The following is a 26,154-nucleotide window of genomic DNA, read 5'->3' as shown; positions in this document are numbered from 1 at the left end:
ACGAAGCCCAGATCATAGGATCAGGGGTAGACCTTTGGTTCTGAAACCGCGGGCCGGTACATGATGCTGTCGCTGTCTGCCAATGTGTTCTTGTAAGCACGGCCGTCCTTCATCACCAACTGCAGCTTGCTCTCGTCGAGGATCAGATTGATGTCCTCCAACGGGTTGCCGTCCCAAAGCAAAATGTCTGCGTAGCTCTCCGGGGCAATCCGGCCAAGGTGGAAGCTCGGATATGGATTTTTCGGACCAGACCAGGCCATCACGATTCCGGCATTTCCAGTCCAGTGCTTCAAAGCTTGTGCAGGTGTAAAGCCAGCGTCGACATTGCAGGTGATGTCTTCCTTAATCTTCTCGACCAGACCGGGGCTGAACATGTCAGAACCGCCGATGGTAAACATATCGTATTCGTTCATCCATTTGGACATCGCCCGAACACCTTCGCCGACCCGGACACCCTTCAGCTTTTGCTCATGCGTAAAGAATGCGGGCATGGATTCGTAGCTGCCGAAGGAGTTAACACTCATAAAGCACTGGAAGCTCCAGACGATGTCCTCAGTCTCTTTGTATTTAGCGACCATTTTCTTGACCATGTCTTCCGAGATCAGGAAGCCATGTTCAAAGGACCGTGTCCCAAGGCGCAGGTGCCTCTCGTAGCTCTCGTCGTGATATGCATGAACAGCGACATAGGTGCCGTTGTCGGCCGCGATTTCCACAGCTTTAGCCACTTCTTCTTCGGACAGGCCCATAATGTCGAGCGGGTCAAATTCGCTGGCGACACCGCCACCGCCCATGACCTTGATGAACCCTGCACCGCGCCGCAGGTTCAGGCGTACCGCCTTGGTCACCTCGTCAGGCCCATCAACAGTCCATGAGTTTTGCGAAGCTTGAGTCACGTCGGCATGTTCCGCGATAATCCCAGGAGGGACGTTGCGACCGGCCCAATCACCATGACCACCTGTTTGTGAGATAGCGCCACCAGAAGAGACGATCCGCGGTCCGGGAATTAGTCCCATGTCAATGGCCTTGGCAATGTCCAGCGGATCTCCTGCAATATCCCTAACAGAGGTAATACCCTTCATCAGGATGTTGTTCACGAGGTGGTGCTGTGCGATCGCGCCGCCCGATGCCTCGTCCCATCGCGTCTGATATGCGGCTGTGCCTTCTGGGGGATTCAACATGACGTGCTGGTGCATGTCGATCAGCCCGGGGGTCATCGTTTTGCCGGTCCCATCGACAACAAACGCGCCTTCCATGTCAATCGGGTCGGTCGAGACCTGCGTGATGACATTGCCCTCGACCAGAACGTTTGCGTCCATGAGCAGGTCCGGGCTGAAGCCGTCAAAGACATCGACATTGGTGAACAAGATTGGTGGTGGCGCGTCTTCCTCCGCTTGAGCAATGCTGAGTGGAGCAAAGGCAACACCTGCCGCAAACACCACCGATTTGATTGAACTGGACATGATCTTGATCTCCCCTGATGAACTTCCGGGGAAATCTAGCAGATCAGCTGAAGGATCGGTGGCCACTTTTCGATCAAAAACACGATTCTGAAACTAAAAATGGCAACCGCTGAGGAAATTAAGGCGTATGCTGGGCCAAGGAGTCGCCCATGCCGCACACAACCAATTCGCAGGCCCATCAGGAAGGTTTTATTCGCTTGGCGCTGGTGCTGCCTTTTTTGGACTATCTGAACGCTCGCGACATTGACCCACACCCGGCGCTGGAGGAATTTGGTGTGAGTGAAGACCTGATGCGCGACGCCAAAGTCTATGTCCACGCCGAACTGGTTTTTGGTTTGTTAAACAAGCTGTCGGAACTGTCTGGCGACAAATACCTTGGTATCCATGTCGGTGAAACTTTTGACCTCCAATCTTGGCCTCCGTTTACCAATGCGCTTCAGGGACCATCAACTCTGTTCAAGTTCTTCGCCGATTTCGTGCGCTTGGTGCCGCAGGAATCCAGCTCTGTTCTTCACAGTCTCATCGTTGAGGCTGACAGGGCGATTTATCGTATTGCGCGACAGCAAGAGCCGTCGGTCCAGCCACTTCAAGTCACGGGCTTTGGTGCTGCCGTTTACGTCCGCCTGCTGCAATCGGTTACGGGCCCAAACTGGGATCCTTCGGTGGTAGCCTGGGAAAGTCGTTATCTTCTCGGCGTACCACTAGGCTACAGCGGCATAGAAACCCGGGTCGGACCCGACCCAGGTATGCAGATCAGCTTTCCGACGGCTTGGCTTCACAAGGACGTCGCAATCGGATCACGTTTCGCTAGCGCACAACCGGTGTCGTCGGAGCAGGATGTTTCAGTGGTTGCCGCCTTGCGATCTGCTCTGCGAGACAAACTGGACGAGACAGTTCTGAAGCCTGCATCGGTTGCCAGTCTGCTCGGCATCGACCCTGACTTACTCATCAATGCACTGAAACATAATGGCACAACATTGCCGCGCGAAATCAAACGCCTGAAGATCGACGTGGCCAAGGAATACTTAATGGACCCTACGCAAACCGTGGCAAACATCGGCGCTTCACTGGGGTACTCGGACAAGGCGCATTTCACACGCTTCTTCCGCTCCCAGATGGGAATGACACCGACGCAATTCCGAGTCGGCAAATCATAAGAACAGATATTAGTTGATCCGCCTATCGCTACAGCAGCACAGCCCATGACGGCCACTGAAATCGGTTGCTCTTATTCGAACGGTGGAAATGCCCGCTGACCGGCGTTTCACTGGCCAAAATGCTGCGCTCTGCACGATTGGGAGCAATGACGGGCTGCACCGCAGCATCTTGGGAGGTTTTCGAGGTCCGGTCCGGGCCGGAAGGGCCAGTTGAGGTGGGTGCGGTCAAGGTCGGTTTTGTCCGCATTGGCGACCTTCGCTGCTATGATGGTGAGCGGCCGCTCTTGCGTCGACGCAGCCCTCCCCCTTAACTATCACTCCCCAAAATCTCTAAAACGCGCGCATAGTCTTCGCTGACCTCCCGCGCTTGCTCAAACACCTCACGTCGCTCCTGGTCCTGGCACCGGAAGTACTGCTCGACATCGTCAAAGTATGTCTCTGCGTCGCGTCTCAACAGGTCAGCATAGGCCCGAACATCATCAGTATCGGTCGGCATCAAGGGCGCTATCGGAGGTAAACAAGTTCCGGCGGCAGAGGCAGATCCCCAGCTCAAAACGGCCAGAACCGCCCATGTCTGCTTCAAAATCACCATATTATCTTGGCTCAGCCACTCCGTTGCAGTAAGTTCGTTTCAACGCATAAAGAGCGCATCAATTCAAAATGCACCTCTTGATTGCAAAATTATAATCATGTATCGAACTGGTAGTCCATGAGGGACTGCCGGGTCCATGCACAGTTCAGCAAGGCTCGTTTCAATGAATTTGATGCAAGACGCCCCCAATGTTGTTAGCGAAGAAGGGCTGCGCGCACTGCTTGCCGAGGGACACTCGGCTGATGTCGTGTGCCGCGTTACGCCCAAACGAACAAGTGCTCAGTGGTCCGGGGTTTGGACCGTGCATTGCGTCTCGCCTGACGGCGAGACGCGCCGCCTGCTCGTCACTGCACGCAACAACATGGCCGCGCGAGAATTCAAGACAATCAACGGCTTATCGAGCTTCCTTGCAGGGTTGGACGTATCGATCATTTCAATCCCGATGGTCGAAGGCAAAGTCGCTTCCCACAAGCCAGGCGACACCGACTAAAGCACTTGCAGTCCTTGCTGCGTTTATCGCAGCCCCAGCTGGCGCTGAAGGTTTCGTGCTCTCAATGCGGGCTGATGGCCAGTTGGAAACCAAAGCTCCTCAGTCCGGTTTCGCACAAAGCTACATCGACGGCGTAGGCGCGAATGCATCAGAGCCGACCGTCTTCGCAGCGCCTGAACCGCAAGCGCCCCGCATGTCGGTTGGGTCTGGGCCTACGCCAGCAATCCCCCGCCCCGAAATCCTCGCCGCCCTTGAAAGCGCTGCGCATCGCTATGGTGGGCACCCTGCCCTGCGCCGCGCGGGTCTGTCTGTGTCCGAATGGCAGACGCTATTTCAAGCGAATATCGAGATCGAAAGCGCCTATCGCGTCAACGCGCGCAGCTCTGCAGGCGCGATCGGTCTCGGCCAATTGATGCCAGCCACAGCTGCGCAGCTTGGTGTAGACCCTCACGACTGGCAGGCCAATCTGGATGGCTCTGCTCGCTACCTTCTGATGATGCTTGCCCAATTTGGCACGCCGGAACTTGCACTTGCGGCTTACAACGCGGGGCCTAACGCGGTCACGCGCTACGGCGGCATTCCCCCTTACCAAGAAACCCAAAATCACGTGCGCCGTGTCATGGCCGTGCGTGATCGACTGACTGGAGCCTCATGATGCACACACAAATCCGCATGATCCTTTCGCTGGCTCTGGCCAGTTTGATGATTGCCAATCCCGCGCTCGCGCAAAGTATCGACCTTTCGCCGGTGCAAAACCTTCTGCAAGGCATCGTCGACACGATCACCGGTCCCTTGGGCATCGTGATCGGCACCTTGGCTTTGATCGGTGTGTTCCTGTCCTGGCTCTTCGGGATTCTGGATTTTCGCCAAGCCCTTTGGGTGCTGGTCGCAATCGCGGGCATCGCGGCTGCGCCAACCATCGTGACCGCCATCTGGGGCGCGTAAATCCGATATGGCAACGCAAACCCTTCTTTTCCTGGGCCTGATCCGGCCACCAAAGCTCATCGGTTTGCCGATCATGTATGCAATGGTCTGGCTGTTCGGGTTTGTGTTGCTGTTTTTGTGGGTCCAGAGCTGGCCGGTGATCATCATCGCCGCTCTGGCCTATCCCGCGCTGTGGAAAGCCGCTGACTGGGATCCTGCGTTTCTTGAAGTGCTGGTAACTGCGCTGCAGGAAACGCCACCAACACCGAACCGCAAGATCCATTCAGGGGACAACTATGCTGCGTGACCCTTCAGATGATCTTGCCATGTTGCCAGACTGGACGCGCAAAGAGCGCCCCATGGCCAGCATGCTGCCCTATGTCAGCCTCGTGGATGACATAACGATCCGCACGCGCGGCAATGCCCTCTTCCAGTGTATCCGCCTCGATGGCGTCAACAGCATGACCAGCGATGACGCGCACCTAGAGAAGATCCGGGCTCTCTTCGCTGCCATCATCGCGCAGATCGGGCCCGAATATAGTTTTTACGTGCACAAGGTTTCAAAGGCAATTGAGACTACGCTGCCGCCGGTGCCTGACGGGGGATTTGCGCAAGCGCTCGATACCCGGTGGCAGGCGGCAATATCGCAAGCAGGCCTGCGCGACAAAACACTCACGCTCACGGTTCTAAAGCGTCCGCCCCTTGCCGCGCGGTTGCGGCTGAAACGCTCAGACTCGATCTCCCAGCTCAAAGACCAGACCGCCAAGCAATTGCGCAAGCTCAGCGAGGTCGTCGGATTCCTACTGTCTTCCTTTTCAGAGATGAACCCGCGCCTGCTCGGGGCCGACGGCGGCGAGCTACTGGGCTTCCTTGGCGCACTCAACATAGGTCAGGAAAGGCCGCTCTTCGCAAAATCGCGCTTTGGAATTATTGCCGAGGATGTGGCCAACACACGGGTCACGTTTCAGGGGCGAAGCTTCACGCTAGACGATGGGACGGCAGGCAAGCGGTTTGGCACCAGTTTCGCGATCAAGACTTATCCTGCAAGAACCAGCTGCACCATGTTCGATGAGCTCAATCTGCCCATCGACATGGTGGTCACCCACTCCTTCACACCGATCAGCAGCAACATCATGGCCAGCCGGATTAAACGGCAACAGCGCTTGATGAAGGCCAGCGATGACGGAGCCATCTCATTGGCCGAAGAACTGGTCGACGCACTGGATGATCTGGAATCCAAGCGGCTCAGCTTTGGTGATCATCACATGACTGTCACTGTCTTTGCCGAAACCGAAGAAAAGTTGGAGGCCATCGCTGCCGAGGTGCGCAACATCGCCGCCAGTGAAGGTGTCAATCTGGCCAATGAAAGTTTTGCCGCCCGCACCCATTATTTCGCGCAACATCCGGGCAACGGGCAGATGCGCAGCCGTAAGGCCGCCATTACAAACACAAACTTTGCCGACCTCGCAGCGCTTCATCGCAGTCAGCTGGGCAAGGCTGGCCATAAAGTGCCCTGGGGCAAACCGATTACGCTGTTCCCGACACCGGAGCGTTCGGGATTCCTGTTTAATTACCACGAGACCGGTCAGCCCGACAAAGAACCAACCGGCGGTCATACCTTGATCCTCGGTCGCCCTGGTTCAGGTAAATCGGTCTTATCAGCCTTCCTCATGTCCCAGGCCCGGCGCTGCGAGGCACGGGTGTTTGTCTTTGATTATCGCATGGGCATGGAAATGGCGGTGCGCGCGAATGGTGGGCGCTACAGTGCAATCAAGGCTGGCAAAGCAACCGGTCTCAATCCCCTTCGCACCGAAATTGATGGGCGCGGCCAAGCATGGCTTTCTGATTGGCTCGCCACGCTTCTACATCGCGCGGACAAGCCCTTAAGTCCCGTCCAGATCAACCGCATCCAAGAAGTGGTGCGCCAGAACGCTGGTGCCAGCGAGGCTTCGCTCCGCAACTGGCAAGACCTGGCCTCCCTCTTCGTCGCAGGTGCCGATGAAGGAGACATGTTTGAGCGGATTCAGGAATGGACGGCCAATGGGCGCTATGGCTGGATCTTCGGACAAAGTCTCGAGGACAGCTTTTCGCTCGAGGGCGATGTGGTGGGCTTTGATTTGACGGGCATTCTCGACAGCGAAAGCGAGAAAGAACGTATGGCGGTACTGTCCTATCTGTTTCGGCGGGTGGAACGAGTGATCGAGGATCGCAAACCAACGTTGATCATCATCGATGAAGCCTGGAAAGCGCTCGACAATCCGTATTTTGCCGACCGCCTTAGCAACTGGCTTGTGACTGCGCGCAAACAAAACGCGGTTGTCGTGATGATGACCCAATACGCCAGTCAGCTCGAAAAGACCCGGACTGGCAAGACGATTGTCGAGGCCGTTCCGACGCAAGTCTTGCTTCCCAATATTCGTGCTTCGGCCAGCGATTACGCGATGCTTGGGCTCACTGACAAAGAGCTCAGTGTGCTGCTCGGCACGGGCAGCAATTCCCGACTGGCGCTGGTGCGCGATGATCAAGGCTCGGTCGTGATCGACGCCGATCTCAGCGCCCTTGGCCCGTATCTCACGATCCTTGGCGGCATGGAAAAAGGCGAAGCGCTGGTCGGCGCGGATTATCGCCAGAACCCCGAATTTTGGAGACAGATTTGATGCGCAAGCTTTTCACCCTGACACTCACCCTTCTGACCCTCACGGCCTGCGCGGAATACCGGCCGTCAGAGGCAGAATGTTTCACCTCCTTTGCCGAAGTCAGCCGCAGTAATTGCAATTTCGAGATGCTTGGACCGATTGGCGACCTGAATGAATAGCCTTTGCCCGCATATCTTTGCGGGCTTGGTGTCGCTCGCAGCGCCCATAGCGTTAGCGCAAGGCGTGCCAACCTTTGATGCAGGCATGTTCTTGCAGCGTGAACGCGTGTTGAATCAGGGAGTGCAGGATTTGGCGCTGCAGCAGGACCGCCTTTCCAGAGAAGACGCGCTAGAGCGGCTCGAAGAGGAACAACTGCGAGCGCTGGAAAACATCCTCGATGCATCCACGCTCGGCAGCGGAAATTCGGGTGTTCTGGTCGCCAGTTTGGAAACAGGCACTTCACCGGAAAGTGCTGCAGATGCACTCTACGGTCCGGTCGATCCCAACCCAGGTGCTGCCCAGATGTTTGGCGATGCCTCCGGCTCCATCGAACAGCTAATCATTCGCGCTGCGATAGAAACGCACAATATGTCCGGTGTGCGCGCGGCGGGCTTGTCCCCCAAGCAATGGCGTTGCCTGTTGCAGGCGCTGATCTGGCAAGAAAGCCGTTTCACCATTGGTGCGCGCTCCCCCGTTGGCGCGTTCGGCCTCACTCAGATCATGCCGGGCACCGCACAGGATCTCGGGATCTATCCCGCCTATTATGAAAACCCCTATGTGCAGGTCACGGGCGGCGCGCGCTATCTGGCACAGATGCTATCCATGTTTGATGGCAACATCATTCACGGTCTGGCCGCCTACAACGCGGGGCCCGGAAACGTGCAGCGCTACGGCGGCGTGCCACCCTTTGCAGAGACCCAGCATTACGTTCAGGTTATCCCAGAGCGCTATAACCTTTACCTCGCGCGCGTTGGCGGCGTTGATGCGCTTGGCACTATTGATCCCGTGCTGCTCGCAAATTCGACCATGAGCCTCACCTCCTATGGCGCGGGGATCTATGGCGATTATTCCATTGTCTCCGTACGCTCAGCGGCCCTGCGCGTGCAGGACATCATCACTCGCATTGGCGAAACGGACGATATTCATGCCACCATGTCGCTTAACACTTACGCACGCGCCGAACTGGCCCGCCTAGTAGCAATTCGTACCCGCCTCAAAGCCGCTCATACCCGCCCCCTTGGCGCTGCCGAGCTAGCCATGGCCGCCGCTCAAGTCCGTGAGCAAGACTTCATGCAATTCGATCTGGAGGCACTTCAATGATCCGCTTTTTCTCAGCCATCATCACATGCGCGATGCTCGCGGTCTCGCCTGCAATCGCCCAAGGCGTGCCGACAATCGACGCACGCAACATTGCCCAGGAAATTCGCCAATTGCAGCAGATGCTCGAGGACTTCGGGATCCAGACAGACCAGCTCGACACGCTTCTCGAGCAACTGGATCTAGTGCAGCAACAACTCGACACGTTGAACGAAACCTACGCAGCCCTGACTGGCGCGACGGACATCATTGAAATGGCCATGGGCGGCGATCTCGACGGGCTTCTCGATCAAGAGTTCGGCGATCTTCTTGGCACCATCCGGCAAATCCAAAGCGGCGATTTCAGCGGCCTCATCGGCAATGCCGCCCCTCAAATGGAAGGCCGCATGACCCAAGCGCTGGAAGACGCGGGCTTTGATCAAGACAGCCTGTCGGACATGGCCAGCAGCGGTAATCCGGGGGCTGAGCGGATTGCCAGCCAAGCAGGCACCGGGGCGATGATTTCAGCGGCAGCCGAGAACAGCTACGACGAGGCCGCGCAATCTCTGGAGCGGGTCGAGCAGCTGGTATCGTTGATCCCTGACATGGAAACGCTCAAGGAAGCCGTCGATCACAACACCCGCGTCACCGCCGAGCTGGCCATCGCGATGACGCGCATGTGGGAGTTGGAAGCCATCCAGACCGTCGGCGCAGGTCAATCCGGCGTTGTCGATGCCGCCACGCTGGCTGAAGAGCGCCGCTATATGGACTTCACCCTGCCAAACTTGCGCGCGGATTGATCCCATGAGCAGCGAGGCAGAAATCATCGAAGAAGAACTTGTCTATGGGGCGCGACGCCGCGAGCTCCTTTGGCAAAAACTAGGTCTGACAGGCTTGGGCTTTGGCATGGCAGGTTGCCTGACCGCTGCCCTCGTGGCCCTTTTCGACGTGGACCCGCCGCCCATGATCGTGCCCTTTGATAGCGCAACTGGCATGGCCCTCCCCAATGCCATGGTTGACGCGATCTCACTCACGGAACGCCCTGCTATCATCGAGGCACAGGTCTACCGCTATGTCATCGGTCGAGAGACATATAATCAGCTCGACAATGACGTGCGGGTGCGGCGGGTCCTAGATCAGTCGGATGGGGCGGCAGCAACAGGTTTGCGTGCGCTCTGGACCAGTGGCCATGAGGCATACCCACCCGACAGCTACGGCACAGATGCGCGGCTTGAGGTCGAAGTGCTCTCAATCACCCATATCAGCGCAAACCGCGCGCAGGTGCGCCTGCGCAAACGCCTTAGTACGCCGCGCGGCAATCAAAACGGGCTCTTCACAGCAACGCTGATGTTTGAGTTCCGGCCCGAGAACAGCCGGTCTATCGATGATGTCTGGCAAAACCCTTTCGGCTTCACAGTCACTGAATACGCGATCCGCTCGGATCGTTTGGAGTAACATATGGCCCGCCTGTTCTTGATCTTCACTGTCCTCCTTCAGCTCGTTGGCACCGCCAGTGCTGAAACCCAGCCGCGACAGGGCCCCTATGATACCCGCGTCCGGCTGGCCACCTATCAAGATGGGCAAGTCTATCGCATCAGCACCAGCCTGACCCATGTCACCAGCATCGAGTTTGGCCAAGGCGAGACCATCCGCTCGATCATCGCGGGCGACACCGAAGGCTTCCTTTTGGACGGCGTGCCCGGTGGTCAGGCTTTTGCGATCAAGCCGGTCTCGCGCGGTGCGCATACCAACATCACCGTCTACACCAACCAGCGCAGCTATTATTTCAACGTCACTGAGGCGAGCTCACCGACGTTCTATGTCATCCGCTTCACCTATCCCGACTCTGCCCCCCAGCAGTCTCGTGTTGCCGCAAGCGAGCCCGCAAACCATGCATACGGGGTTAGTGCGCGATCCGAGATCACGCCGCGTGAAATCTGGGACGACGGTACATTCACGTATTTCCGCTTTGCCGCAAACGCGCCACTTCCCGCGATCTTTCGTTGGTCTGGGGGCAATGAGCGTAGCGTGAATGCGCTTGCCCAGACAGACGGCGTCATCCGCGTTTCAGGTGTCAGTGATCGGTGGGTACTACGGCTTGGCGAGGATGAGATCTGCGTGCAGGAGATGAGCGAGGCAAATCACAATGAGTGAAACGGCTGAGTTGAAGAAACGCCTAGAAGCTATTGAAGGGAAAAAACAAAAGCACTCAAAGAGACCGTCATTTCTGACTATGGCCCTCGCCATCGGGGGCATCATTGCCCTCGGCGGCCTGTTGCTGCTGTTCTCCGGTGGCTCTGAACAAGAAGCCCTTGAAACCGCCTCACCTGATGAATTCCAAACGGCAGGACCGGGCTTTGGCGTTGTCGAGCCCAGTCCTGCACCGATCGACACAACGCCGCCTGCGTCGGAGCCTGAACCCAGCCTAGAGTCCGAAGAACTGCGCGCCCAATTGGATGCGATGCGCACAGAACTCGAGGCATTGCGCAATGTGCCAGCACCCGAGGCCCAACCAATCGATACCGAAGCACTCGATACCCTGAGTGCAGAGGTCGATGCCCTGCGCAGCGAGGCCGCGACTGCTCAAGCCGCCTTGCGCGAAGAACTGGAAGAACGCGCGCGCCAACTCCAACGTTTGCAGAACGATCTGGAGCTTGCACGTCTGGAATCCCCGCGCACGCCCGTGCCAACTGGCCCCACTGCTGAGGAGCTGCGCCTTCAAGAGCTCGAGCGGCGGCGGCAAGCGGAGCTTGAAGAATTGCAAGCCCGCATCGCCAGCCCGATCATCGCTTTTGGTGGCACCGGCGCCGGAAACAGTGAAACGGCAGCAGAGCAGCGACGCCTTGACGGCGACACCGAGTTTGTCCGCAATGGAGCCGAGCCAGCCGAAGTGACGCAGGCACAGCTGATCGTGAACCCAGCCAATACAGTTGTTCAGGGTACGATGATCCAAGCGGTGTTGGAGACCGCAGTCGACAGCTCGCTGGCTGGTCAGGTGCGGGCCATGGTGTCGGAGGACGTCCATGCCTATGACGGCTCGCGGATCCTGATCCCACGCGGTTCGCGCCTTATCGGACGTTATCAGTCTGGCCTCGACATCGCACAGCAACGGGTGACGATCGCCTGGGACAGGATCATTCTCCCCAGCAACCAAACCGTTGAAATCAGCGCTTTTGGTGGCGATGAACTGGGTCGCTCTGGCACAACTGGTTTTGTCGACAGCCGCTTTGGCACCAGGTTCGGCTCGGCCGCGTTGATATCGCTGATCGGAGCCTTGCCTGCCGTCGCCGCGCACAACACTGAAGACGCGATCACCTCGGACGTGCTCGAAGGCATTGGCGAAGATCTGCAAGGCAGCGCGCAAGGCGTCATCGGCGAATATCTTTCGGTTTCGCCCGTAATCTATGTCGATCAAGGTGCCCGCGTCACTGTGATGGTCGACCGTGATCTGAAGATCTTCTAACCATGGCCGCCAGCTATCTTCAAAGCTCAATGGACAAGATTCCCGAGGCGCGTGATCCAAAGCTGATCGAGCTTTGCATCAACCCTGACGGTTCGCTTTGGGCGGAGTTTCAGGGGGATCATTTCATGCGGCCCGTCAATCGGCCGCTCTCCCCAAATGAGATCAAAGACCTTGGCAACCAGATTGCCTCGGCTGCGAACACCACGCTCAGCCGGACCAAGCCGATCGTATCGGTCAGCATCGCCTATCGCGACCGCCCCATCCGCGCGCAGGTCATCCAGCCCCCGGCGGTCGATGGCGGCTATGCAATATCGTTGCGGTTCTTCGCAGACCTGCCGCTGGAGCAGATCAAGCTGTCCTACCTCTTCGGCAAAGAGCGCAGCAATGAAGGTGCGCGGCGCAAGCGCAACGCCGAGCTGCGCGATGTCGTGGCCACGGGTGATATAGATGCCGCAATCAAATTCTGCGTCGTGCACAAGCTCAACATGATCGTCTCTGGTGGCACCTCGACCGGCAAGACCGTTACTGCGCGCAAGATCCTCTCCTTTGTTCCAACCGACGAGCGTATCGTCACTATCGAAGAGGCAGCTGAGCTGCGTCCAGGACAGCCCAATGTCGTCACGCTGATGTCCGACCGCAATGAAGCCACACGCAGCGCGGATGTGCTGCTGACCTCTACGCTGCGGATGCGGCCGGACCGCATTGTCCTAGGTGAAGTGCGCGGCAAAGAGGCCATGACTTTCCTCGAGGCCATCAACACCGGCCATGGCGGATCGCTGACCACGCTTCACGCCGAAACACCGCAGCTGGCGGTCCAGCGTCTGGCCATCGCCGCCCTGAAAACCGATGTGCCCATGACCTACCAGGACATGAACGACTACATCACCCGCTCGATCGATGTGATCATTCAGGCCGGTCGTCATGAGGGCGCGCGCGGCATTACCGAATTTTACCTGCCGATTGATCCGGCCCAAGCAAAGGAAACAGCTCATGTTTGAATACAAGATTGAACAGATTAACACCGCTAAGACAAAGCCACCGAAGATCGAGGCGCAGCTGACCGCCCTTGGTCAGGATGGTTGGGAGCTGGTCTCGGTCGTGCCGGATTTCGACGGCGAACACATCCTGAAGGCCTTCCTGAAGCGCGACATCTGGCGTGTCAAACCGACCGAAAAAGCATAGGAGCACCCAATGAGCGTCGTCACCTGGATGGTTGAGACAACCGATAACTTTCTGGACGACGCGGCCCAATCCACTTTTGGCAACGTCGCCGGTCAGCTAGGCGGCATTATTGCGGTTGCCTCGACGCTCGCCGTGATCGGCGTCTTCATCAACATGGTGTTTCAATACAAATCCATGGACGGGCGGACTGCCTTCTGGTTCGCCCTCAAGCTTATGCTCATCTCTCTGTTTGCGATGAACTGGGTCCAGTTCAATGCAGTCGCTAGCGCCCTAATCGATGGGCTCGACCAGCTCGCGGGCGGTATGGTGGCAGGACTTGGAGGCGGCGGTGCTGGGGCTGGATATTTTGCCAGTGCATTCGACGACCTGATCGAAGAGTTTGGTAATTACCTAAACGCCGCCGGTGACAACATGCATTGGATGGCCGGGGCTCTCATCGGCGCGATCGGCGCTTTCCTCCTTGGCGTGATCGGCGCGCTCTGCGGCCTTGTCCTAATCTTCGCGAAGATCATGCTGGCCTTCATGATCGGCATCGCCCCGATCATGATTGCGCTATCGTTGTTTGATGTCAGCAAGGACTACTTCCACCGCTGGTTGTGAATCCCGGAGACAAAATGGCCATGGAAATGGTTGGGTAATCTGACCGTCGCGGAGTAAAATTCCGCAATCTAACATCTGGTGCTGTCGAGCAACGGGTGGGGAAGATGTATTCTGTGGATTTGTACAGTCGGGTGCGCCGTGCGTGCCATGTCGAAGGTAAGAACAATAGTGAGGCGGCCCGTCTGTTTGGGATTGACCGCAAAACAGTGGCGAAGATTTTGAAGCATTCGGTTCCGCCGGGTTATCAAAGAACGACCGCGCCAGTTCGTCCGAAGTTGGATCCGTTCATTGGGATAATTGATCAGATCCTGAAAGACGATAAACGGGTCATCAAAAAGCAACGCCACACAGCCAAACGTATTCATGCGCGATTGCGTGATGAACATGGGTTCACTGGCGGGATCACCATCGTCACGGACTATGTTCGTGAGAAGCAGCGACGTACCCAAGAGGTGTTTGTTCCTCTGGTTCACACCCCTGGCCATGCTCAGGTCGATTTTGGCGAGACCCTTGGTGTGATTGGTGGTGTTGAACGAAAGCTGCATTACATTGCGATATCGTTGCCGCATTCGGATGCGTTCTTCATGAAGGCATATCCGGCAGAAACGACAGAAGCCTTCTGTGATGGTCACAACGCTGCGTTTGCGTTCTTCGGTGGTGTGCCCTTGTCGGCACTGTACGATAACACCGTGATAGCGGTTGCAAAGATCTTGGGAGGAGGCAAGCGGATCCGGACCAGAACTTTCTCGGAACTACAATCGCATTATCTGTTTGAGGACCGGTTTGGCCGCCCTGGTAAAGGTAACGACAAAGGTAATGTCGAAGGTGTCATTGGCTACGGACGGAGGAACTTCCTAATCCCTGCTCCCCGGTTCGATAGTTTTGATGCTTTGAACGCCTGGTTGGAGGAACAATGTTTGAAGCGTCAGGACGATGTTGTTCGCGGGCATAGTGAGAGTATTGGTGAACGGTTGCTACGAGACCTGGACGCGTTGATGGCATTGCCCCCAACACCTTACGATGCGTGTGATAAGGTCAGTACTCGGGCAACTTCAATATCGATGATCCGTTATCGCAATAACGATTACTCCGTCCCTGTCGCCTTTGCCCATCATGAGGTTCAGGTACGCGGCTATGTCCATGAGGTCGTGATCGGCTGTGGGACCGAGATTGTCGCCCGACATCGACGATCTTACGAGAAGGCAGATATGATTTTCGACCCGATGCATTACTTGCCATTGTTGGAGCAGAAGGTTGGTGCTCTCGACCAGGCGGCACCCTTGCAGGGTTGGGATCTGCCCGATGCGTTCACGACCCTTCATCGATTGTTGGAAGCCCGCATGGGTAAGGCGGGGAAGCGCGAATATGTTCAGATCTTGCGACTATTGGAAACCTTCGAGATGGAGCACGTTCATGCTGCAATCAAACAAGCCTTGGACCTGGGCGCACTTGGCTACGATGCGATCAAGCATCTGATCCTTTGCCGGATTGAGCGTCGTCCGCCTAGGCTTGATCTCGATATCTATCCTTATCTGCCGAAAGCGGTGGTTGAGACGACAAAGCCTTCCAGCTATGCCGTGCTGTTGTCCGAGGTGGCCGCATGAACGATACTGTTACTGATACACCGCAGGTTCTGCTCAGGCATCACCTGACCAAACTTCGGCTGCCAACCTTCCAAAGCGAATACACCAAACAGGCCCAACAATGCGCCGCAGAGAACAAGGATCATGTCCAATATCTCCTGCGCTTGTGTGAGCTGGAGCTGATCGAACGTGAGCGACGGATGGTAGAGCGGCGTATCAAAGCCGCGAAGTTTCCGGCAACCAAGAGCCTGGATAGCTTTGACTTCAAAACGATCCCGTCACTGAACAAGGTGCTGGTGATGGAATTGGCCCGCTGCGAGTACACCGCAAAGCGTCAAAACGTTATCGCGCTAGGACCAAGTGGGACCGGTAAAACACATGTTGCTCTCGGCCTTGGACTGGCAGCTTGCCAAAAGGGCTTGAAGGTACGTTTCACCACAGCCGCTGCACTGGTTCATGAAATGATCGAGGCAGTTGACGAACGCCGACTGCAACGACACCAAAAACAACTAGCAGCCCAAGATTTGCTGATCATTGACGAACTTGGGTTCGTGCCACTCTCCAAGACCGGGGCCGAGTTGCTGTTCGAAGTGATCAGTCAACGATATGAACGCGGCTCCATCATCATCACATCCAACCTGCCGTTCGATGAATGGACAGAGGTCTTCGGATCAGAACGCCTCACGGGTGCCATCCTCGACCGCCTGACACACCACGTCCATATCCTGGAGATGAATGGTGAAAGCTATCGGCTGAACCAAAGCCGAAACCGCACAGCCTGAACAAACCCAACTGAAGCCAAGGAGCTGACAAATTGGCCAATTTCTCTCCGGGACGCTGACCGATTTTACTCCGGGATTGACAGAACAGAGTGGGAGAGGGCAAAGCCCGACCCATGGCCCTGAACGGGGCTGTCAATCGGCCACATTTGCGAAGAAAATGTCTGCGTCAAAAACAGACGCCAATTTGCCGCGCGAGGAATGGCTCGCCCGCGAGACAGGGGAAATTGGTGGCTGTTTTTGGGGATGGACTAAGGTTGACCGCCACGGTCAGGGATGTTGGGCGGACCAAACAAATAGAAAGATGCCTGGATTGGGGTGAGCGGGCCGTAGGCCCGTTGAGCCCCGGTTCAGCCGACTGACATCAAGTGCCCGCGCGCTAAAGCGCGGTGCCTTCAATCGGAGATCCCAGATAATATTAAGCCCAAACCCAATTAGAACAGCGGAGAACAAATTAGCGTTGCCGAGAAGCAAGCCACCCAAAGCTAGTCGCGAAGAAAAACAACCGAAGACACGTTTGGCTTCTCAACGCAAACCCCATCGGGTTGAAACACGACAACAAGATCGAGCAAGTTTTCTAAAAGCTCTTTGATGTTGCGTCTGTAGGGGGCGGGATCATCGTATACATCTGTGTGAAGTTTCTTCGAAAGCCAACCAAATGAAGCCGAGCCGCCATTTTCCTCAACAGAACTTATCAGCCATAAATATGCCGGGCTTACTTTGAACTTTTCAATGTCGTTCCACCTAAAACTGTCAGCGGTTGTGTTTTGGGGGAAGTCGGAACAGTATAAATCCCTTTCTTCAACAAAGATCGCGTCAGGCCAGCTAGCGGGAGTGTTGTTAGAAACAGTATCGAGCTGCTCAATGAATTTCTGCATGGCAATTAGTCGAGCATGATTGATCTCTGTTCCTTGGGACCACAGATTTTCGGCAATTTCTGCATCACGAGCTGTGGGCTCACCTTCCGTGCTGAGTTCATCGTTACAATACCCAACTAGGGCCAAACCTTTGCCAGTGAGGTTAGCGCTTCCTACAAACAGTTTTTCGTCAAAAAAGTACAATTTTACGTGCAGCGCAGACGACAACCTAACTTCAAAACCGGCATCAAGCGCGCTTTTTAACGCTGCGAGCGAACATGCACCTGTCATCACGTCTCTAAGATCACAGCGCACCAGTAAGCGATCTGAGCTGAACTCATGACGATGTCCAATTACGAAATCAATACCGGGTTGAGATATGAAGGCACTGTAAATCCAGCACCTTCGTGAATCCGAAAATTGTTGCTGTAATCTACTTTTCAGCTCTGCAGTCGGGAGAAGCATACTATGAGTTGTTTAATTGCGTCAGCAGCTTCTTAATCCAGCCTCCCCATTTTTCCCTAAACTCTTCAAGAGTCTCTTGTGACCTATCATCCCACAGCTCGTCTTCAGCTCGCGCAGCAGCCAATAGAAAAAGGTTCATAGCCAACGCCTCTTGAGTATCAGGGCCTTTGCAAATTTTGTCATACAGCTCCACTTGGAAAGGATGGCGAGCGTTTAGTGCGATCGTCATGATTTCGCCAGGGCGCTCGATCGTATAAAATTGATTCCCAGGCCAAGACTTCTCAGTAATTGTCACGCCCGTCGCCTTAATCTCTTCAACCATCCTATCTAGTTCATTATCCGGGATGTCATTCCCATGCTCTTGGATCAGCATATCTTTAAGTTTTGTGTCCTGCTCTTCCGGAGTCACTGCATCCTTTTCGATTTTTGTCTTTGTTTTTGCTGGATCATTCTTAAAGTTTTGACCGGCTAACTCCGCACTCTGTGCGGCCGGATCTGTTTTTCTGCCGGATACACTTCGCCCCGTCTCAGGTGCTAAGCTGTCTATGCGTGCTCTAATTGCTTTGTGCGCAATTTTGAAACGCTTGCTTAATTCTGCTCTGAGAGCAATCTTATGATCGAAATCAATGTCGTCTTCACTGAGGCCATCGTGAAGTTGCTCAACTTCTTCCCTCTCTATGAAGTCAACATCGCGCACTGCCTGCTTGTTGTTGGTAACGCCAAACAGTTCGTCAAGCTCAGGTCCGAACCGGACTTCACACCCCCAATAACGCTCCTTTAGCTCTTGTGGATTAAAATACCCAAAAGACCCAAAATCGATTTCGCGCCCAGCTCTCACAAATGATATACCGGTGTTTGCCTTATAGTGGTCCACAACGGATGCTGTGTCAGCATTCCTTGTCCACCTAGCAATATCCTGCCGGATAGCCGAGAATCTAACTTCGACCATTGACTTCTTGCCGCTATTTCCGAACCTTACCGGAATTCTTTGAATCTCACCGTAAGCTTCGTTTGTAGCTTCGTCTTCAAAACCTGGAAGGTTGTTCGGCGTCATCAAGTAGAGGGGATCATTGGGGAGCAACTTGATGCTTTCAACTACATCAGCGTCCGGCTTTACTATCAAAATTCGGATATCTCTTTGCCGTCCATATGTATCGTCGTCATCAAGGAAGTGACGATAGATGCGGCAAAAACTTGTCTCCATGCGCCTAACCAAAGTCTGGGTTCTTTTTAGGTCCAATCTATCACAATCTTCCCATACAATTAGCGAACCGTGGTCTTTAACGGGAACGTCAAGGTGCCGCAGGATCTCTCCTGGAATTTCACACTTTTCTACTTCGTTTGTTGTTTGCTGTTTCGACTTTTTGACTTCGTCAATGTCGAGATAGGTAGTAAAACAATCGCCTTCTTGCCATGAGTAGACTGTTACGCGCTTGCATTGACTGATCGAAGCGAGAGGAAGTCCAACACCAAAGCGACCTATCCCCGAGCGCGTATTCAGCCTCGTTCCTTGAGCGAAAGCCAAACAGATCTCAAGGACATCTGGAGACATACCATGACCATCGTCATAGACCGCCAAGGAGCCCACATTGGCTACAGTTCTCTGCACACTGACGTTTTCTTCGATGGCAAGAATACGGACGTTGTCAGCTTCTGCCTGAATCGAGTTGTCCACGAGTTCCGCCAAGGCCATCGAAGTATCGCGATAACCCGCATCCCGGAAGGATTCAATTGCAGTGGATGCAGGAAAAATATACGTCGTCATTATTGTGTGCTCCAGACATTATTAAAATAGTTGTAGGCCATGTTCTCGGATGGCATTCCGTGCAAGTTGTCCACCACATCAATAACTCTTGCTCGTTCGTTCCCACCATTCTTTGGTCCCCTAATCGCCCTACCGATCATTTGGGAATAAAGAACGACAGATGCCGTCGGCCTAGTAATGAAAACGGTATCGGTATTGGGGGCGTCAAATCCAGTTGTCAAAACTCCATAGTTAATCAAAAACTGCACTTTGCCATCTTTGTATTCAGCGATGTATCTCGCTCGATCTTTCGGATCGGTTTGCCCGGTAACAAGGCGAGCAGCTATGTCCCGTGCAACACATAGATCGCTTAGCAACTCTGCATGAGCAATAGAGCAAGCGAACAAAATGACTTGCCGTTTGGCGTCTGACAACTCCATCATGCGATTGAAGATCAACAAGTTCCGCTCGTGTTGTCCCCCAAGACGTCTCAAGAAACTTTCTGGAAGTTCCATGAGCTCTGAGAGCTTGGCCATTTCGTTCTCGCTTAGGTCAATTGAGACGTCAGTTTCAATTTTTTCGCGATCAAGACGGGCCAAGACCCCCATATCTTGTAGGTAACCGATACCATCCTCCAGCTCCCTACCGCTATCGTCACACAAGCCAATTTTGGTATTGTCGAAAAACTCTGACAGCTCTCTGTTTTCTTCATGATTTTCGCTGCGACCCGGTGTTGCAGATAGACCAACCAATTTTGGCGGAGTACTTGCCATAGAGAGCGAGTTAATGGCTATTTCATAGGTTGGTGCAATAGCTTTATGTGCTTCGTCGATAACGATCATTTTGGTTGCCGCCCCTATTTCTCTTAGCAGGCTTAAGTCCCTTGATGCCGATGTTAAAAGTGCGTGGATTGACTGAAAGCTGGCCACCACGAATCCCCTCTGTGGCGCATCCGAAGGTCTTTCAAAACTTCCCCAAATCCTTGTAATAGATGCTTGGTGATCACCTTTTGTTGACCAGGTTCGTTCAATTGCCTCAACAGCTTGTGTGCAAAGTTCTTCCGAGTGAGCGAGCCATACAATCAAAGCAGGGCCAGGAGGCTCGGCCCTCAACGCATCAACCATCAGCTCACAGGCTGTTCTAGTTTTCCCCGCGCCGGTTGGCATGTGTAATAGAATACGCGAACTAGGAAGTTTCAGCGCAGCAATGGCTCTAGCTTTGACATTAAACTGATACTCATGCAGCGGTGCCGAGACGGGAATAGAATTGCTTGCCGGAGGGCTCGCCTCTGCGACAGGCGGGAGGAATTCGGTACCCAGCTCAAGAGTTTGCACTAGGCGTTGAGCGCTACTTGAGCTGCTTGACCAAACTACTTTAGAACTCTTCCCTAAGATGTACTTTCGGTCGAAGTCATCAACATGGTTCAGCACCATTTTTCTTATCTGGGCGTTCCCAAGTATTGATGAACCGTATCTTTGAAGAAGAATATCAATCAGTTTAGGTGCGGTAACACGAACACGGAACCACTTTTCCATGTTCTCAAGCGTTTCCATTCCCACAAGCTCTGATAGCTTTGCTACCCCAAACCTACTAAGTACAGATTTCAGCTTACCCGTTCCCAATTAGTTGGTCCTCCAAGGTTTTTTTCGTTCCTGATCGTGTTAGATTTCTCTTTAAGAAACCAGCCCTAGTTGCTTGGTTTTGGCCAAATTTTCACCGTTTCCAGATCTGAACCACAAAATCCATCAGTACCGGTCTCGCTAATTTTTGGAAGCTGGTCATTTATGGCAGGCCAAACACACCTTTTGCTGGCCATAGATATCATCAAGATCAACAGCGCCTTGTTCTGGCCGAAGAGGATCAATCTTCCTCTTCGCCTTAGCTCTTTCGACGCGCTTTTCATGATCTGCGCGGATTTGAGCGATGCGTTCTGGCTTCTCTAGCTCCAAAAGCGTCTCCCCTTCACTCCACGAAAACGGCGATCCGTGATCGAGAGAGGTTTTCTCCATTTCCTTGGCCCTCTCGAAGGCTTCGGGGTGACGCTCCTTTAGACCAACCCACTCAATTTTTTGCTGAAAGAAACAAAACGTGCAGCCACTCCTGGAACGCCAATCATAGTAAGTTGGAAGGCCTAGCCCTGAGTTCTCAAGAATTTCGAAAACGCCGGCCTTGTCGATCCCATCATCTTTGAAGGGCAGTTTAGTAATCAGACTGCCATTTTTCGAGTTCAGGCCTTGGCGAAAATCTTCATCAGCACGGATCGCGACATAACTGTAAACAGTGTATCCCTGCTCGGTAAATTCAGATTTGACCCACTTTTCAAAAGGCTTGATCTTCAGGTCCTTCGTACACCAACGCGTCTGAGCTGACGGAAGAAATTGATTATACTGAGCAAGGTAAAACTTAAAATCTCGCCCTGGGTCCAAGTACCGGATCTTCTTGCCAAGGAAACCCTCAAGCATTGCTAGGTACTCATACACCTCGTCCAGCTCTTCACCCGTGTCAGTGAAGAAATACTCGATATCGAGTTCTGGGTGAGCCTGGCTCATGTAGATCGCGAGAGCTGAACTATCTTTGCCCCCTGACAAGCCCAATACATGTTTAGTTTTGTCAGCCATCTACTTCCTCACTCGCGTTTGATTGTTTGATCCTCGCGGCCCCAACTTTGGCCAAAGCAGCAAGGATTACGTTTCTACCGGTGCCTTCTGCAGCTTGCTGCAACACTTCTTCAATCTTTCTACTGAGGTTGTTCACCTGCTCATTGTCGGAATCCAAAATGTCAAATTCCTCCATCACAGGGGTTGGCCGATCATCAACGCTGACAATTAATGCCATTGCGGACCGCTTGTCCTTTCGCCCAGCGACACGCGCGACAGATTCGTGTTGATTGAACTGCTGCGCAAGCAAGGTGAGTTGCACATTTGCTCGGTCAATGTCGCTATCGATCCAGGCTTTGGCGGGTTTGTTGATACCTAGCCCCGCAAGTGCCTCCATCGATTGCAGGTCATCTCCGAAGCTGGTGAGCTGAGTGATGAATGATCGCAGCCGCAAGTCACCGGCAACATCTCGGATATTATTCGCGCGCTCGTTCAGCTCTCGGTACGCTTTCGAAGTGCGCCCATGAACTTGCAGCTCATTCAGAATGTGTTCGCGCATTCTGGTGAGCATCGCAGGGTAAGCCGCACGGATTTCAATCAGCCCTTCTTTGATGTTTTGAGCGATCTCAGAGATCCCTTGATCTGTTAGAATATCGATGTCCTTTCCGTAGAGACCTGGAATGTCATCAAAGGCGAACTTTTGTGGGTCATTGGAACGCTTGAAGAGCGCTCTTACTTTTTTTGCATGCTCAGGCAGACGTGAGGTTCGTTGAACCCAAGGGGCTGATGTCTCATATGCTGCGATGAGTGCGCGCCCAACTTCCAGCGGACTTAGCGTTGAGACTCGATCGTCAACAACTTCACCGACCGCGTTTGCCAACTCAGTGAGGAGCCTCTTCGTCGTTTGGTTCATTTCGATCCAGCGTAGTTGGACCATTTGCGGCGCTCTCAGAACATAGTCCACATCAACATCCGAAATAGTCGATAGAAAAATACCCTCCCGGTAGTGTGACAGGTTCCGACGCTCCGCGAGCATGAACAACACAGCAAGGAATGGCATCAAACCATCCTTCAGTCCAAAGGGAGGTGCCCGCCAGAGGTCATACACATCAGTGAGTTGTACGTTGCGGTTGCCCCGCTTCTTCAAGAAATCTTTCGTTGCCTTCCAAATGGGTATCAGATTGGCAGCATCATCTCTTGATGGAGGGACAAACTTCCATTCATTGCCCTCTTCGAAGTATAATCCGTTAGCCTCAACTAGCGATACGAACAAAGCTTTTTCAGCAGGGAATTTCTTAAACCCAAGACCTGGAGTACCTTCTTTAAGGACGGCGGCATGCAGTAGCAGCTTGAGCGCTGAATTGGCCGATGCCGATGGCTTGGTTCGGTTCAGCAGTTCGTTGTTTAACTTTGGCGACATTGGAAATCGACGGTCTGCCATCTCTGACGCCAAAACTGTGAGGTTCCGACGCGCAGGAATTGGAAGATCATCAATTCCAGTTTGCCATTCTGCGCTTTCGATCAATTGCCAGACCTCATGCTCAATGCGGCCCACAATCGCCTCGATACGATCGTTAAGCTCTCTGCGCGCAATTTTGTCTCGGTGAATTTCAGCATGCGATGCCAAGATATCTTTCAAAGCCGAGTGCTCTCGTGCAAGTGCCACAAGGTTCTTTGATTTTTCAGACCTTACAACCGCAAAGTCAGCCCCCCACCCATACTCACCAAAATCCTCAACAATGCTTGTCGGCGCATCGTCCAGTGAAACGATAAATGCGCCAAAGCATCCATTTGTAGGGGCAAAGCTGGTGACATAGTTTTCTACCTGGCTTTCGAGCATGACCTTGAGTTCGCACCAGCGCAAAGCGCCAGTTTCACGGTAGTGCCGTTTAGCCACGATATTTGGTGAAGACAAAGCGTTTGAGATTGAGCTGAGATCGAAGTCTGATCTTTCTCTCAATGCCTCATCCAGCGCCACTTCAATGTCAAAGTCGCTCCCGTCAAAGAGGGAGTAAGTACCTCTGAACTTTCGAAAAACAACAATCGACGCCGCCTCAAGTTCTGACAAAAGCTCCTCTACTGCAGCACTTGTTTGGTTTATTGACAGGCAAAGTGCACCCAGCGTCGCACCTACTCCGGTTTGCTTTTGTGTCAGCTCCAAAATGGCTAGCGACTTTAGCAGTTGCACACCGAGTTCGCCGCCATCTTTCGCTTCCCACCGTGCAATTGCATCCCTCGCATTTGCAAAGTGATGGCTGTCCAAAGACACCGCGATTGCGGCTTGCAGATTGAAATCGAGATAATCCCAAAAATCAGCCAATCCGTAGTCTTTCGGATCTTCTATGCTCGCCTTTTCAAGGTAGTCCTGAAAGCCAAACAGTTCGGATGACCCTAAGAAACTGAAGATGCTACGCTGGTTTTGCCCATAACTCCGTCGGGATGCAGGCCCGAGCACCAATGTAACAAGCGGATTGAGGGGCCAAGCGCTAGTAAGCAACTCTTTCGAAACGGCGGACGCGCCGCGTCGAGCGTCGGCAAGAAGATCCAGAGCAGCTTCTGCGTTCTGGCTAGCGCTATCTGGCTGATCTGCAGCAATAATCGCCTTACTCACCAGTTCAATCTGCTCATCGCCAGAGACATTGACGGGAATGTCGATGAAGCGACCTTGGATCTTTCCCCACTCATCTTTGATATCGCGCGCCAAGCGGCTCGCATATTCTTGGAATGACTGATGAAGGATACCCACAACGATGAGGCGGCCGCCGCTTCTCGAAGCCGCTTCACCAAGCAGTTGGAAGAAATATGCATCTCCTGATGAGGATGCGGCGTGCTCAAGTAGCTTCCCCATTTCATCCAAAAAGAGGACTAAACCTCCCGAATGTTCACTGTCCGCGGAGGCCAGATACTGCAAGTACTCGATGACTTTTTCAGGCGTATCAAACTTCCTTTGGCGTGCTGCAAGTCCTGCATCCTTGATACCATCACCGATCAGCTGGAAAGGTTCCACACTGCGTCCTACGACCGACACACACTTCCAGCCATCTCGCTTCGGAGGGAGTAACTTCCATAGTTCCTTTGCAAACTCTGGATCAGTCTTGCTCGCGGCCGTCGCCCGTTCTTGCTTATCCCCACTCAACAACGCAGAGAGGGCTAGTGCGAGGCTCGACTTCCCGCTTCCATACGGACCGGTCCATGTGAAGGCACCTTGCCCACTCTCAAATTGTTGATGTGAAAAATTACTGAGGATTTCCCGTACTGATGATGAGAAGACAAAGCCTTCTAGTGCTTCATTGCGGTCATCTTGATCAATTCGAACAGATCGCAAGAAGCGTCCATTCACCGAGACAATTTCGTTAAGCGGCATGTGAACCTCTCAAGTCGGAAATGTCGGAGGACCAGAGGTTCTCTGCAAAATCCGGGGGAAACTCCCCAAGTCTAAGAAGCTGCTTCAATCCAGCCGTCTCAGACCAGGAAATCAAACCGTCGGTCATGTCAGCGACATCGGCCAACCTATCAATCAGCTCCCACTCCTCAAGTGCGAACACCCTTCCGGGAGACCCGGGCTCTAGTAGCATCGACTGAACGCTAAGCGTGTTTGCGGATGACGTTCGTTCCCAAAAATCGCACACCGCATAGAGGAAAACACCGTTAGACAGGCTCGGTTTCCGCCCCAAGTTCATACCGAACTTTCCATTGGAGCGCCGCCGGATCAAACCTAGCTCAGTCAGCGGAGAATTGAATGCCTCTTCGCTTGGACCACGCTTTGGGACGCTAGGGACGTAGTTAGCCAACAAGACGCTTATATCGTTTGTTAACGTCTTCTCCGTTGGCACCTTCCAACCACGCTGACCAATAAATTCTAGCAACCTTCGCAGAACCGTATCGCGGTCAAAGTTTTGCTCATTGAAAATATTGAACAACCAGTATGTGGCTGTGTGCTTGGGATTAGACGCAACGTCCCAGTGGATTTTCCAGAGCGATGAAGCGTTTTCAAGGTATGGATCGATACCATTGGGCCCAAGTAACTGCTGACCTAACTTGGTCGTCCTTACATCCTTCCCATCGGTTGCGAGTATACCTGCGACCTGTGCCCAAAACCGGATTGCGGCTACCATATTTTTGCCGACGCCAAAATGCGCGATTGCCGTGCTGTCTGAAAAAATCTTGTTGTTATTCAGGCCGCTAGCATCAACAGCTTCAAAAGCCTTTTCCAACCACCCATAACGCAAGGGAAAGGTTTCGTGCCCCGAGAATTGCGGCTTGTAATCCTGCGTGAATGTTGTTTGCTTTTTCATGTAGCTGCTACCCCGCTTTGGGGTCGTTATAGCG

At 53.9% G+C, this 26,154-nt stretch carries 25 protein-coding genes; 17 read left to right on the top strand and 8 right to left on the bottom strand.

Going from position 1 to position 26,154, the window contains the following annotated elements; translation table 11 throughout:
* Positions 1-20: 20 nt before the first annotated feature.
* Complete coding sequence (locus tag C1J03_RS10245) at positions 21-1,460, bottom strand: amidohydrolase family protein (protein ID WP_162798501.1); 1,440 nt, start codon at positions 1,458-1,460, stop codon at positions 21-23.
* A gap of 206 nt (positions 1,461-1,666) precedes the next feature.
* On the opposite strand from C1J03_RS10245, the gene C1J03_RS10240 reads away from it, so the two are divergent.
* Positions 1,667-2,617: a helix-turn-helix domain-containing protein gene (locus C1J03_RS10240; RefSeq protein WP_254694267.1), complete on the top strand. Its 951-nt coding sequence runs from the start codon at positions 1,667-1,669 to the stop codon at positions 2,615-2,617.
* 307 nt (positions 2,618-2,924) lie between these two features.
* On the opposite strand, the gene C1J03_RS10230 is transcribed toward C1J03_RS10240, so the two are convergent.
* Positions 2,925-3,113, bottom strand: coding sequence for a hypothetical protein (locus tag C1J03_RS10230; protein ID WP_254694240.1), 189 nt, complete (start codon positions 3,111-3,113; stop codon positions 2,925-2,927).
* Positions 3,114-3,372: 259 nt separating this feature from the next.
* Here C1J03_RS10230 and C1J03_RS10225 point away from each other — a divergent pair, with 259 nt between their 5' ends.
* The 16 genes from C1J03_RS10225 to istB all read left to right on the top strand — a co-directional run bounded on the left by C1J03_RS10225 (position 3,373) and on the right by istB (position 16,165).
* Positions 3,373-3,699 (top strand): hypothetical protein, encoded by a 327-nt coding sequence (locus C1J03_RS10225; protein WP_052275151.1) that lies wholly within the window; start codon positions 3,373-3,375, stop codon positions 3,697-3,699.
* A 64-nt stretch (positions 3,700-3,763) separates the two neighbouring features.
* Positions 3,764-4,354: a lytic transglycosylase domain-containing protein gene (locus tag C1J03_RS10220; RefSeq protein WP_114886195.1), complete on the top strand. Its 591-nt coding sequence runs from the start codon at positions 3,764-3,766 to the stop codon at positions 4,352-4,354.
* On the top strand, positions 4,354-4,644 hold the full coding sequence (locus tag C1J03_RS10215; RefSeq protein ID WP_039004605.1) for a TrbC/VirB2 family protein: 291 nt from the start codon (positions 4,354-4,356) through the stop codon (positions 4,642-4,644). The genes C1J03_RS10220 and C1J03_RS10215 overlap by 1 nt, the downstream gene beginning before the upstream one ends.
* Positions 4,645-4,651: 7 nt before the next feature.
* The gene (locus C1J03_RS10210; RefSeq protein WP_114886193.1) at positions 4,652-4,930 is read left to right on the top strand and encodes a type IV secretion system protein VirB3; all 279 of its coding nucleotides are present in this window, start codon (positions 4,652-4,654) and stop codon (positions 4,928-4,930) included.
* On the top strand, positions 4,920-7,280 hold the full coding sequence (locus tag C1J03_RS10205; protein ID WP_114886191.1) for a type IV secretion system protein B4: 2,361 nt from the start codon (positions 4,920-4,922) through the stop codon (positions 7,278-7,280). The genes C1J03_RS10210 and C1J03_RS10205 overlap by 11 nt, the downstream gene beginning before the upstream one ends.
* Positions 7,280-7,438 carry a hypothetical protein gene (locus C1J03_RS25315; protein WP_162798499.1) on the top strand — a complete coding sequence of 53 codons (159 nt, stop codon included), beginning with the start codon at positions 7,280-7,282 and terminating at the stop codon, positions 7,436-7,438. Before C1J03_RS10205 ends, C1J03_RS25315 begins: the two co-directional genes overlap by 1 nt.
* Positions 7,431-8,579: a lytic transglycosylase domain-containing protein gene (locus C1J03_RS10200; protein ID WP_114886189.1), complete on the top strand. Its 1,149-nt coding sequence runs from the start codon at positions 7,431-7,433 to the stop codon at positions 8,577-8,579. Before C1J03_RS25315 ends, C1J03_RS10200 begins: the two co-directional genes overlap by 8 nt.
* Entirely contained in the window at positions 8,576-9,355 is a 780-nt protein-coding gene (locus C1J03_RS10195) for a type IV secretion system protein (protein ID WP_114886187.1), read from the top strand. Before C1J03_RS10200 ends, C1J03_RS10195 begins: the two co-directional genes overlap by 4 nt.
* A gap of 4 nt (positions 9,356-9,359) precedes the next feature.
* Positions 9,360-10,010 (top strand): virB8 family protein, encoded by a 651-nt coding sequence (locus tag C1J03_RS10190; protein ID WP_114886185.1) that lies wholly within the window; start codon positions 9,360-9,362, stop codon positions 10,008-10,010.
* Between the two features lie 3 nt (positions 10,011-10,013).
* Positions 10,014-10,709, top strand: a complete 696-nt coding sequence (locus tag C1J03_RS10185; RefSeq protein WP_114886183.1) for a TrbG/VirB9 family P-type conjugative transfer protein — start codon at positions 10,014-10,016, stop codon at positions 10,707-10,709.
* A complete protein-coding gene (locus C1J03_RS10180; RefSeq protein ID WP_114886181.1) occupies positions 10,702-12,018 on the top strand; it encodes a TrbI/VirB10 family protein in 1,317 nt (438 codons plus the stop codon). Before C1J03_RS10185 ends, C1J03_RS10180 begins: the two co-directional genes overlap by 8 nt.
* A 2-nt stretch (positions 12,019-12,020) precedes the next feature.
* A complete protein-coding gene (locus C1J03_RS10175; RefSeq protein WP_114886179.1) occupies positions 12,021-13,016 on the top strand; it encodes an ATPase, T2SS/T4P/T4SS family in 996 nt (331 codons plus the stop codon).
* Positions 13,009-13,200: a DUF4177 domain-containing protein gene (locus C1J03_RS10170; RefSeq protein ID WP_102938029.1), complete on the top strand. Its 192-nt coding sequence runs from the start codon at positions 13,009-13,011 to the stop codon at positions 13,198-13,200. Before C1J03_RS10175 ends, C1J03_RS10170 begins: the two co-directional genes overlap by 8 nt.
* 9 nt (positions 13,201-13,209) lie before the next feature.
* Positions 13,210-13,800: a type IV secretion system protein gene (locus tag C1J03_RS10165; protein ID WP_254694239.1), complete on the top strand. Its 591-nt coding sequence runs from the start codon at positions 13,210-13,212 to the stop codon at positions 13,798-13,800.
* Between the two features lie 104 nt (positions 13,801-13,904).
* Positions 13,905-15,404, top strand: a complete 1,500-nt coding sequence (istA, locus tag C1J03_RS10160) for an IS21 family transposase (protein ID WP_114882484.1) — start codon at positions 13,905-13,907, stop codon at positions 15,402-15,404.
* The gene (gene istB, locus C1J03_RS10155) at positions 15,401-16,165 is read left to right on the top strand and encodes an IS21-like element helper ATPase IstB (protein WP_114882482.1); all 765 of its coding nucleotides are present in this window, start codon (positions 15,401-15,403) and stop codon (positions 16,163-16,165) included. The genes istA and istB overlap by 4 nt, the downstream gene beginning before the upstream one ends.
* A gap of 482 nt (positions 16,166-16,647) precedes the next feature.
* On the opposite strand, the gene C1J03_RS10150 is transcribed toward istB, so the two are convergent.
* The 6 genes from C1J03_RS10150 to C1J03_RS10125 form a co-directional block, all read right to left on the bottom strand.
* Complete coding sequence (locus C1J03_RS10150) at positions 16,648-17,310, bottom strand: hypothetical protein (protein WP_114886177.1); 663 nt, start codon at positions 17,308-17,310, stop codon at positions 16,648-16,650.
* Between the two features lie 175 nt (positions 17,311-17,485).
* Complete coding sequence (locus tag C1J03_RS10145) at positions 17,486-19,249, bottom strand: ATP-binding protein (protein ID WP_114886175.1); 1,764 nt, start codon at positions 19,247-19,249, stop codon at positions 17,486-17,488.
* On the bottom strand, positions 19,249-20,781 hold the full coding sequence (locus tag C1J03_RS10140) for a DEAD/DEAH box helicase (protein ID WP_114886173.1): 1,533 nt from the start codon (positions 20,779-20,781) through the stop codon (positions 19,249-19,251). Before C1J03_RS10140 ends, C1J03_RS10145 begins: the two co-directional genes overlap by 1 nt.
* Positions 20,782-21,006: 225 nt before the next feature.
* Positions 21,007-21,846, bottom strand: a complete 840-nt coding sequence (locus C1J03_RS10135) for a phosphoadenosine phosphosulfate reductase domain-containing protein (protein WP_114886171.1) — start codon at positions 21,844-21,846, stop codon at positions 21,007-21,009.
* Positions 21,839-25,189: an ATP-binding protein gene (locus C1J03_RS10130; protein WP_114886169.1), complete on the bottom strand. Its 3,351-nt coding sequence runs from the start codon at positions 25,187-25,189 to the stop codon at positions 21,839-21,841. Before C1J03_RS10130 ends, C1J03_RS10135 begins: the two co-directional genes overlap by 8 nt.
* Positions 25,179-26,120, bottom strand: coding sequence for a DUF4007 family protein (locus C1J03_RS10125; RefSeq protein ID WP_114886166.1), 942 nt, complete (start codon positions 26,118-26,120; stop codon positions 25,179-25,181). Before C1J03_RS10125 ends, C1J03_RS10130 begins: the two co-directional genes overlap by 11 nt.
* Positions 26,121-26,154: the final 34 nt, after the last annotated feature.

Origin of the sequence: Sulfitobacter sp. SK012 (assembly GCF_003352085.1) — a bacterium.
Taxonomy (GTDB): Bacteria; Pseudomonadota; Alphaproteobacteria; order Rhodobacterales; family Rhodobacteraceae; genus Sulfitobacter.
Note: the sequence above shows the minus strand (reverse complement) of the source record. Positions and strands in the feature narration are given on the sequence as shown.